This is a genomic window from Ramlibacter sp., from assembly GCF_035554825.1.
Taxonomy (GTDB): Bacteria; Pseudomonadota; Gammaproteobacteria; order Burkholderiales; family Burkholderiaceae_C; genus Ramlibacter.
The window spans coordinates 1-9,198 of record NZ_DATMHS010000054.1 but is presented as its reverse complement, the minus strand read 5'-3'; the positions used below and the strand labels follow the sequence as shown (position 1 = coordinate 9,198).

11 protein-coding genes are annotated in these 9,198 nt (G+C 68.5%); 8 read left to right on the top strand and 3 right to left on the bottom strand.

Annotated features, from left to right (window positions below):
- The first annotated feature begins 29 nt into the window (after positions 1-29).
- From VNT59_RS06000 to VNT59_RS05975, 6 genes are all read left to right on the top strand, one after another.
- Positions 30-560: a F0F1 ATP synthase subunit delta gene (locus VNT59_RS06000; protein WP_325497412.1), complete on the top strand. Its 531-nt coding sequence runs from the start codon at positions 30-32 to the stop codon at positions 558-560.
- A 47-nt stretch (positions 561-607) separates the two neighbouring features.
- The gene (gene atpA / locus VNT59_RS05995; protein ID WP_325497411.1) at positions 608-2,161 is read left to right on the top strand and encodes a F0F1 ATP synthase subunit alpha; all 1,554 of its coding nucleotides are present in this window, start codon (positions 608-610) and stop codon (positions 2,159-2,161) included.
- Positions 2,162-2,178: 17 nt separating this feature from the next.
- Complete coding sequence (atpG, locus tag VNT59_RS05990) at positions 2,179-3,045, top strand: F0F1 ATP synthase subunit gamma (RefSeq protein ID WP_325497410.1); 867 nt, start codon at positions 2,179-2,181, stop codon at positions 3,043-3,045.
- Between the two features lie 41 nt (positions 3,046-3,086).
- A complete protein-coding gene (atpD, locus tag VNT59_RS05985) occupies positions 3,087-4,514 on the top strand; it encodes a F0F1 ATP synthase subunit beta (protein WP_325497409.1) in 1,428 nt (475 codons plus the stop codon).
- 133 nt (positions 4,515-4,647) lie between these two features.
- Entirely contained in the window at positions 4,648-5,064 is a 417-nt protein-coding gene (locus VNT59_RS05980; protein WP_325497408.1) for a F0F1 ATP synthase subunit epsilon, read from the top strand.
- Positions 5,065-5,375: 311 nt separating this feature from the next.
- Positions 5,376-6,185, top strand: a complete 810-nt coding sequence (locus VNT59_RS05975; protein WP_325497407.1) for a class I SAM-dependent methyltransferase — start codon at positions 5,376-5,378, stop codon at positions 6,183-6,185.
- Between the two features lie 6 nt (positions 6,186-6,191).
- Here VNT59_RS05975 and VNT59_RS05970 read toward each other — a convergent pair whose 3' ends face one another.
- Genes VNT59_RS05970 through VNT59_RS05960 form a run of 3 tightly spaced genes read right to left on the bottom strand, consistent with a single transcriptional unit; the run spans position 6,192 to position 8,219 of the window.
- Positions 6,192-6,716 (bottom strand): TPM domain-containing protein, encoded by a 525-nt coding sequence (locus tag VNT59_RS05970; RefSeq protein ID WP_325497406.1) that lies wholly within the window; start codon positions 6,714-6,716, stop codon positions 6,192-6,194.
- On the bottom strand, positions 6,716-7,621 hold the full coding sequence (locus tag VNT59_RS05965; RefSeq protein WP_325497405.1) for a TPM domain-containing protein: 906 nt from the start codon (positions 7,619-7,621) through the stop codon (positions 6,716-6,718). The genes VNT59_RS05970 and VNT59_RS05965 overlap by 1 nt, the downstream gene beginning before the upstream one ends.
- Before the next feature lie 7 nt (positions 7,622-7,628).
- Positions 7,629-8,219, bottom strand: coding sequence for a LemA family protein (locus VNT59_RS05960; protein ID WP_325497404.1), 591 nt, complete (start codon positions 8,217-8,219; stop codon positions 7,629-7,631).
- Positions 8,220-8,269: 50 nt separating this feature from the next.
- Here VNT59_RS05960 and VNT59_RS05955 point away from each other — a divergent pair, with 50 nt between their 5' ends.
- Both VNT59_RS05955 and VNT59_RS05950 read left to right on the top strand, forming a co-directional pair.
- A complete protein-coding gene (locus VNT59_RS05955; RefSeq protein ID WP_325497403.1) occupies positions 8,270-9,013 on the top strand; it encodes a hypothetical protein in 744 nt (247 codons plus the stop codon).
- A gap of 24 nt (positions 9,014-9,037) precedes the next feature.
- Positions 9,038-9,198, top strand: a 161-nt coding sequence (locus VNT59_RS05950; RefSeq protein ID WP_325497413.1) for a YybH family protein, incomplete at its 3' end; no start/stop codon positions are given.

The following is a 9,198-nucleotide window of genomic DNA, read 5'->3' as shown; positions in this document are numbered from 1 at the left end:
TCAAGACCGAGCTGTAAGGAACGCACGCCATGGCTGAACTCGCCACCATTGCCCGCCCTTACGCCGAAGCGCTGTTCAAGTCGGCCGGCGCCGACCTGGACGGCACCGCCTGGTGGCTCGACGCGCTCGGGGCCGTCGCCGGCCACGAGCAGCTGCTGCAGTTCGCGGACAACCCGAAGGTCACCAACGAGCAGGCATTCGAGCTCGTGACGACGGTCGCGAAGGTGTCGCTGCCGCCGCAGGGCGTGAACTTCCTGCGCGCCGTGATCGAGAACAACCGCCTCGCGGCGCTGCCGGAGATTGCCCGCCAGTTCCGCGCGCTGAAGAACTCCCAAAGCGGCAGCTCGGACGCGGTGGTCTACAGCGCGTTCCCGATCGCGCCGGCGCAGCTGGCCGAGGTGAGCGGCGTGCTGGAACGGCGCTTCGGGCGCAAGCTCAATGTCAGCGTGCAGGAAGATCCGTCGCTGATCGGCGGGATTCGCGTGGTGGTCGGTGACGAGGTGCTCGACACCTCGGTGCGCGCTCGCCTGGAACAAATGAAGGTCGCGCTCACCGCCTGAGGCGGAGCGACGCGCTGCAACCAAACCAATAGCAAAAGGAAAGAGTCATGCAACTCAATCCCGCAGAGATTTCCGAACTGATCAAGAGCCGCATCGAAGGGCTCGCCGGCAGCGCCGACATCCGCAACCAGGGCACCGTGGTGTCCGTGGCCGACGGCATCTGCCGCATCCACGGCCTGTCCGACGCCATGGCCGGCGAAATGCTGGAGTTCCCGCCCACGCCCGACGGCACGCCCACCTTCGGCCTCGCGCTGAACCTCGAGCGCGACTCGGTCGGCTCGGTGATTCTGGGCGAGTACGAGCACATCTCCGAAGGCGACACCGTCAAGTGCACGGGCCGCATTCTGGAAGTGCCGGTCGGCCCCGAGCTGATCGGCCGCGTGGTCAACGCGCTCGGCCAGCCGATCGACGGCAAGGGCCCGATCAACGCCAAGCTGACGGACGTGATCGAGAAGGTCGCCCCCGGCGTGATCGCCCGCCAGTCGGTGTCGCAGCCGGTGCAGACCGGCCTGAAGGCGATCGACTCGATGGTGCCGATCGGCCGCGGCCAGCGCGAGCTGATCATCGGCGACCGCCAGACCGGCAAGTCGGCGGTGGCCGTGGACACCATCATCAACCAGAAGGGTCAGAACATGACCTGCGTGTACGTCGCCATCGGGCAGAAGGCGTCCACGATCAAGAACATCGTGCGCGCCCTCGAGCAGAACGGCGCCATGGAGTACACGATCGTGGTGGCGGCTTCGGCGTCCGAATCGGCGGCCATGCAGTACGTGTCGGCCTACTCCGGCTGCACCATGGGCGAGTACTTCCGCGACCGCGGCCAGGACGCGCTGATCATCTATGACGACCTGTCCAAGCAGGCCGTCGCCTACCGCCAGGTCTCGCTGCTGCTGCGCCGCCCGCCGGGCCGCGAAGCCTACCCCGGCGACGTGTTCTATCTCCACTCGCGCCTGCTGGAGCGCGCCGCGCGCGTGAACCCCGACTACGTCGAAGCGTTCACCAAGGGTGAAGTCAAGGGCAAGACCGGTTCGCTGACGGCGCTGCCGATCATCGAGACCCAGGCCGGCGACGTGTCCGCGTTCGTGCCGACCAACGTGATCTCGATCACCGACGGCCAGATCTTCCTGGAAACCAGCCTGTTCAACGCCGGCATCCGCCCCGCCATCAACGCCGGCATCTCGGTGTCGCGGGTCGGCGGCGCCGCCCAGACCAAGCTGATCAAGGGCCTGTCCGGCGGTATCCGGACCGACCTGGCGCAGTACCGTGAACTGGCCGCCTTCGCGCAGTTCGCGTCCGACCTGGACGAAGCGACCCGCAAGCAGCTCGACCGCGGCGCCCGGGTGACGGAACTGCTCAAGCAGCCGCAGTACAGCCCGCTGCCGATCTCGCTGATGGCCGCCTCGCTGTTCGCCGTGAACAAGGGCTACCTCGACGACGTCGACCTGAAACAGGTGCTGCCGTTCGAGCACGGCCTGCATGCGTTCCTGAAGGACAAGCACGGCGCCCTGCTGCAGAAGCTGGAAAACGACAAGGCGATGGACAAGGACGCCGAAGGCCAGCTCACGGCGGCCATCGAGGCGTTCAAGAAGACCTTCGCTTAAACCTTCCAGAGGCACATATGGCTGCAGGTAAGGAAATTCGCGGCAAGATCAAATCGGTGGAGAACACCAAGAAGATCACCAAAGCCATGGAAATGGTGGCCGCGTCCAAGATGCGCAAGGCGCAGGACCGCATGCGCCATGCCCGGCCGTACAGCGACAAGGTCCGCAACATCGCTGCCAACCTCGGCAAGGCCAACCCCGAGTACCGGCATCCGTTCATGAAGGTGAACGACGCCAAGGGCGTGGGCTTCATCGTGGTGACGACCGACAAGGGCCTGTGCGGCGGCATGAACACCAACGTGCTGCGCGCCGTCACGGCGAAGCTGCGCGAGCTGCAGGACCAGGGGCACGCCACGCAGGCGGTGGCGATCGGCACCAAGGGGCTGGGCTTCCTGAACCGCATCGGCGCCAAGGTGGTGTCGCACGTCACCCAGCTGGGTGACACGCCGCACCTGGAAAAGCTGATCGGGCCGGTCAAGGTGCTGCTGGACCAGTACGCCGAAGGCAAGATCAGCGCCGTCTACCTGAGCTATACCCGCTTCATCAACACGATGAAGCAGGAGCCGGTGGTCGAGCGCCTGTTACCGCTGACCGACGAGAACATGAAGGCCGATGCCGGCCAACCCGGCTGGGACTACATCTACGAGCCGGACGCGGCGACCGTGATCGACGAACTGCTGGTGCGCTACGTCGAGGCGCTGGTGTACCAGGCGGTGGCCGAGAACATGGCATCCGAGCAGTCCGCGCGCATGGTGGCGATGAAGTCGGCCACCGACAACGCCGGCAACGTGATCGCCGAACTGCGGCTGGTCTACAACAAGACGCGCCAGGCGGCGATCACGAAGGAACTCTCCGAGATCGTGGCCGGCGCCGCGGCGGTCTGACGCCGCGCACCGACACCTATTTATTGATTGGAGCAACGAAGATGGCTCAAGGTAATCCCCAGGCGAACGGCCGCGTTCAGGGAAAGATTGTTCAGTGCATCGGCGCCGTGGTGGACGTCGAGTTCGCGCGCGACCAGATGCCCAAGGTGTTCGACGCGCTGAAGATGGAGGGCTCGGCCCTCACGCTGGAAGTGCAGCAGCAGCTCGGCGACGGCATCGTGCGCACCATCGCGCTCGGCTCCTCCGAGGGCCTGCGCCGCGGCAACATGGTCTACAACACCCAGGCCCCGATCACGGTGCCGGTGGGCACCGCCACGCTCGGCCGCATCATGGACGTGCTGGGCAACCCGATCGACGAGCGCGGCCCGGTCGACACCACGCAGACCGCCTCGATCCACCGCAAGGCGCCGGCGTACGACGAGCTGTCGCCCTCGCAGGAACTGCTGGAGACCGGCATCAAGGTGATCGACCTGATCTGCCCGTTCGCCAAGGGCGGCAAGGTGGGCCTGTTCGGCGGTGCGGGCGTCGGCAAGACCGTCAACATGATGGAGCTGATCAACAACATCGCGAAGGCGCACTCCGGCCTGTCGGTGTTCGCCGGCGTCGGTGAGCGCACCCGCGAGGGCAACGACTTCTATCACGAGATGATGGAGTCGGGCGTGGTCAACAGCGAGAACCTGGGCGAGTCGAAGGTGGCGATGGTCTACGGCCAGATGAACGAGCCGCCGGGCAACCGCCTGCGCGTCGCGCTGACCGGCCTGACGATCGCCGAATCGTTCCGCGACGAAGGCCGCGACGTGCTGTTCTTCGTCGACAACATCTACCGCTACACGCTGGCCGGCACCGAAGTGTCGGCGCTGCTGGGCCGGATGCCTTCGGCGGTGGGCTACCAGCCGACGCTGGCCGAGGAAATGGGCCGGCTGCAGGAGCGCATCACGTCGACCAAGGTCGGCTCGATCACCTCGATCCAGGCCGTGTACGTGCCGGCGGACGACCTGACCGACCCGTCGCCCGCGACGACCTTCGCCCACCTCGACGCCACCGTGGTGCTCTCGCGCGACATCGCCGCGCTGGGCATCTACCCGGCGGTGGACCCGCTGGACTCGACCAGCCGTCAGGTCGACCCGAACGTCGTGGGCGAGGACCACTACAACACGACCCGTTCGGTGCAGGGCACGCTGCAGCGCTACAAGGAATTGCGCGACATCATCGCGATCCTGGGGATGGACGAACTGTCGCCGGAAGACAAGCTGGCGGTGGCCCGCGCCCGCAAGATCCAGCGCTTCCTGTCGCAGCCGTTCCACGTCGCCGAGGTGTTCACCGGCACGGCCGGCAAGTACGTGCCGCTGAAGGAAACCATCCGCGGCTTCAAGATGATCACGTCCGGCGAGTGCGACCACCTGCCCGAGCAGGCGTTCTACATGGTCGGCACCATCGACGAAGCGTTCGAGAAGGCCAAGAAGGTCTGAGTAGTTCGCCTGGAGATTTCGGGCACGGGATCTTCAGGCGGTGTTCGATCAGCGAGGAGAGCGTGGGGCGGCCCGGCGCTTTCTTTGAGATTGGCGGAATCGAGGTTCGATTCCACCGGAGAGGGAACAGTCAATGAACACCATTCACGTCGACGTGGTGAGTGCCGAGGAGTCGATCTTCTCGGGCGAGGCGCGCTTTGTCGCGCTGCCCGGCGAGGCCGGCGAACTGGGCATCTATCCGCGCCACACGCCGCTGATCACGCGCATCCGCCCCGGCTCGGTGCGCATCGAGAAGGCCGACGGCACGGAGGAGTTCGTCTTCGTCGCCGGCGGCGTGCTCGAAGTGCAGCCCAACACCGTCACCGTGCTGTCCGACACCGCCATCCGCGGCAAGGACCTCGATGAAGAAAAGGCCAACGAGGCGCGCCGCGCCGCGGAAGAAGCATTGAAGAACGCCAAGAGCGACATCGACCTGGCCAAGGCCCAGTCCGAGCTCGCCGTGATGGCGGCCCAGATCGCCGCGCTGCGCAAGTACCGGCAGAAGAAGTAATCGTTGGCCGCAGGCCACAGCCGGACCGCGAATCGCGCGAAGGTCGCTGGCAAAACCGCTGCCCTGCGCGACAATAGCGATTCGCCGCTGCCGGCGGCACCCGACAACAAGCGCTAAAAAACCGCGCCCTCGCAGCCCCGTTCCAAAGACGGGGCTGTTTTCTTTTGCGCGCCCGCAGCGGCCGCCGGCTCCGTAGCCCAGCCGCGCGGCGGCCCTGGCGCGGCGCGCCAAATCCGCGCATCATCGCGGCGTGGCGCCGGACGCGAGGCACAGGTCCGCACCGCGAGGGGACGCGGCGACAGGAGGTGTCGATGGCCCAGCACAGCAGCGCGGACAGGTGGGAACGGGGCAGCCCGTACGAGCGATACGTCGGCCGCTGGAGCCGCCAGCTGGCGCCTCGCTTTCTGGACTGGCTGGACGTGCCGCACGGCAAGCGCTGGCTCGACGTCGGCTGCGGCACCGGCGCCTTGACCGCCGCCATCCTCGAGCGCTGTGCGCCGGCCGCCGTGTTCGGCGTCGAGCCTTCGGAAGGGTTTCTCACGGCCGCCGGCGAACAGCTCGCTGGCGCCGTCACGCTGCACCAGGGCACGGCCACCGCCATCCCGCTGCCGGATGCGGCCGTCGACGTGGTGGTCTCGGGGCTGGTCCTCAACTTCGTTCCCGACCAGCCGGCGGCGCTGCGGGAAATGGCCCGGGTGAGCGGGCCTGGCGGCTTGATCGCCGCCTATGTGTGGGACTACGCCGGCCGGATGGAGTTGATGCGCCAGTTCTGGGACGCGGCGGCCGCGTTGGACCCCGCCGCCGCGGATCTGGACGAAGGCGTGCGCTTTCCGGTCTGCCGGCCGGCCGCGCTCGAGAAGCTGTTCGTCGGCAGCGGCCTGGCCGCGGTGGAAGTGACCGGCCTGGAAATCGCCACGCCCTTCAAGGACTTCGACGACTACTGGCAGCCGTTCCTCGGCGGGCAGGGGCCGGCGCCGGCGTACGCGATGTCGCTCGACGAGCCGGCCCGCGGCCGCCTGCGCGATCGGCTCCGCAGCCGCCTGCCGGTCGCGGCGGACGGCTCGATCGCACTCGCCGCGCGGGCCTGGGCGGCGCGCGGCGTGGTGCCCGCCGCCGCCTGAGACCGCTCAGCCGAGCACCGGCGCGTCCGGCAGCTCATTCGGGTTCGCGGCGCCGGCCTGCGCCGGGAAATGGGCGACCAGCAGGGCCGACACTTCCTCCAGCGCCTGGGTCAGGCCATCCTCGAAGCGGCCCTCGCGCAAGGTCGAGCCCATCCGGGCGACGATCGCCTGCCACTCGCCGGGCGGCACCTTGCCGGCCAGGCCGCGGTCGGCCACGATCTCGATCGCGTGCTCGGCCAGCAGCAGGTAGATCAGCACGCCGTTGTTCTGCTCGGTGTCCCACACCCGCAGCTTGCCGAACATGGCGAGCGCCCGCTCGCGCGGCCGCGCGTTGCGCCAGAGATAACTGAGCGGCAGCGCGGCCTCGACGTAGATGCGCACTTCGCCGCTGTGGCGCCGCTCGCTGGCGGCGACCCGCCGCATCAGGCGCTCGGCCAGGTCCGCCGGCACCGCCTTGCGCGTGTCCGCGTCGTCCAGCCACAGGTGGCGCCAGATGCGCGCCACTTTCGACCTCGTGCGAGTCGCCGCCATCACCAGTCTCCCGAGGCGCCGCCGCCGCCGAAGTCGCCACCGCCGCCGGACCCGCCCCAACCACCGCCGCCGCCGCCCCAGCTGCCGCCACCGCCACCGCCCCAGCCACCGCCGATGAAGGGGCCGCCGCCCCAGCCGCCGCGGCGCGGCGAGCCGAGTCCGCCGCCGAGGCCGGACATCATGGAAAACAGCAGGCCGACGATGCCGGCGACCGCCGCGATCACGATGCTCGACGTGATCATCAGCGCCACGGCGGCGACGCCGCCGCCGGTGACCAGCGAGCCGAGCTTGCGTCCGAAGATGCGGCGCAGCACGCCGCCGGCGATCGGCACGGCAAAGAACAGGAAGATCGCCAGATCCATCCAGTCGAAGCCGCCCCGCGCCGCGCCGGCCGGCGCGGGCTGCTGCACCGGCGGCAGCGGCTCGCCCTTGATCCGGGCGACCAGCTGGTCCGCCGCGGCCTGCAGGCCGCCGGCGAAGTCGCCCTGCCGGAAGCGCGGCGTGATCGCCTCGTCGATGATCTGCTTGGCCGCGAGGTCAGGGATCGCGCCCTCCAGCGTCTTGGCCACTTCGATGCGGACCTTGCGATCGTTCTTGGCGACGACCAGCAGCACGCCGTCGCCGACGCCCTTGCGGCCGATCTTCCACTCGTTGCCGACGCGGTTGGCGTAGCTCGCGATGTCCTCGGGCTGCGTCGTCGCCACCATGAGCATCGCGACCTGCGTGCCCTTGCTCTGTTCGAGCGCCGCCAGCTTGTCTTCGATGCCCTTGCGCTGGATGTCGTCGAGCGTGCCGGTCTGGTCGATCACCCGCGCCGTGAGCTGCGGCACCGGCAGCAGGTCCTGGGCGGCGGCCGGCGCGAGCCACGCCAGCAGCGCCCAGCACAGGAGCAGCACCGCTCTCAAGACCGCGTCACTTCTTGGTGCCGAAGTCCACCGTCGGCGGGGTCGAGATCTGCGCTTCGTTCTGCACCGTGAAGCTGGCCTTGGGCTTGTAGCCGAACGCCATCGCGGTGAGGTTGGTGGGGAAGCTGCGCGACAGCACGTTGTACTCCTGCACCGACTTGATGTAGCGGTTGCGCGCCACGGTGATGCGGTTCTCCGTGCCCTCCAGCTGCACCCGCAGATCGCGGAAGCCCTGGTTGGCCTTCAGGTCGGGGTAGCGCTCGGACACCACCATCAGCCGGCTCAGGGCGCTGGAGAGTTCGCCTTGCGCCTGCTGGAACTTGGCGAAGGCTTCCGGGTTGTTGAGCGTCTCCGGCGTCACCTGCATGGAGGTCGCCTTGGCCCGGGCCTCGACCACCTTGGTCAGCGTCTCCTGCTCGAAGTTGGCTTCGCCCTTCACCGTCGCGACGAGGTTCGGCACGAGGTCGGCTCGCCGCTGGTACTGGTTGAGCACTTCGCTCCAGGCCGACCTGGTTTCTTCGTCGAGGCGCTGGAAGTCGTTGTAGCCGCAGCCGGTCAGCGACAAAGCCATCAGCAGGAGCAGGAGCCAACGTTTCATGGAGCTTGCCTTAGGACTTGGGAATCAGCGTGGACGTTAGCATAGATAGGATGAATGGCGGGCCGTTTCAAGTGCTGGTCGCCGCGCGCCGGCCGGCGCCGCCGGCGCGCGCGATCTCCCGGCTGGTGGTCGCCGGCGCCGGTGGCGCGCTCGGCAACGAAGTGATCCGGCGGCTCGTTGGCCGGGACCAGTTCGACAACACCGAGGTGCTGGCCCGCGAGCCCATCCGCACGGGTCTGCGCGGCGTGCGCACGCAGGTGATCGAAGGCGATCCCGCCACCTGGCCGGCCACCGATGCCGACACGGCCCTGGTGATGTTCGATCCGCCTCGCATGTTCCATCAGCGCGAGCGTGCGCTGTGGACGCCGCATCCGCAGCAGCTGCCGGCGCTCGCCGCGTGGCTGCGGGGCAGCGGCGTGCGCACGCTGGCCGTCGTGCTGCCGCATGCGCAGGGGCGCTTGCCCGAAGCGCTCAAGCGCGGCCTGGCCAGCCTCGACGAACAGTCGCTCGCCGCGCTCGGCTTCGAGCGCCTGCTGATCATTCGCTCGGCCCAGGCGCCGGCCCGCTCGGCGCCGGGCGGCCGGCTGCCGGCGCTGGCCAGCTGGATGCTTTCGATCGCCGCGTACATGGTGCCGAGCAGCGAGCAGCCGGTGCGGGCGGTGAAGGTCGCGCAATTCGTGGCCGCCGCGCTGGAACTGGCGCCGCCGGGCATCCATGTCGCAGCGCCCGAGACGGTGTGGCAGGCGGCCCAGGGCGACCCGCGGGCCACCGTGCGCCAGTGGCTGGCGGCTTGAATCCGGCACAATCGTCGACACCCCATGCGCAAGAACAAGCTCCAGGCCGCCAACCTCGAAGGCAACGCCGACGATGTCGAGGCGGCGTTCTACGAAGCGCTGCAGACCGGCGACATCGAAAAGCTGATGGCCTGCTGGGCGGACGAGGACGAGATCGTGTGCATCCACCCCGGGGGGCCGCGGGT

Bases quoted from the DNA above. Each gene is read 5' to 3' on its own strand.
- VNT59_RS06000 (WP_325497412.1), top strand. From the start codon at position 30: ATGGCTGAACTCGCCACCATTGCCCGCCCTTACGCCGAAGCGCTGTTC.
- atpA (WP_325497411.1), top strand. From the start codon at position 608: ATGCAACTCAATCCCGCAGAGATTTCCGAACTGATCAAGAGCCGCATC.
- atpG (WP_325497410.1), top strand. From the start codon at position 2,179: ATGGCTGCAGGTAAGGAAATTCGCGGCAAGATCAAATCGGTGGAGAAC.
- atpD (WP_325497409.1), top strand. From the start codon at position 3,087: ATGGCTCAAGGTAATCCCCAGGCGAACGGCCGCGTTCAGGGAAAGATT.
- VNT59_RS05980 (WP_325497408.1), top strand. From the start codon at position 4,648: ATGAACACCATTCACGTCGACGTGGTGAGTGCCGAGGAGTCGATCTTC.
- VNT59_RS05975 (WP_325497407.1), top strand. From the start codon at position 5,376: ATGGCCCAGCACAGCAGCGCGGACAGGTGGGAACGGGGCAGCCCGTAC.
- VNT59_RS05970 (WP_325497406.1), bottom strand. From the start codon at position 6,716: ATGGCGGCGACTCGCACGAGGTCGAAAGTGGCGCGCATCTGGCGCCAC.
- VNT59_RS05960 (WP_325497404.1), bottom strand. From the start codon at position 8,219: ATGAAACGTTGGCTCCTGCTCCTGCTGATGGCTTTGTCGCTGACCGGC.
- VNT59_RS05955 (WP_325497403.1), top strand. From the start codon at position 8,270: ATGAATGGCGGGCCGTTTCAAGTGCTGGTCGCCGCGCGCCGGCCGGCG.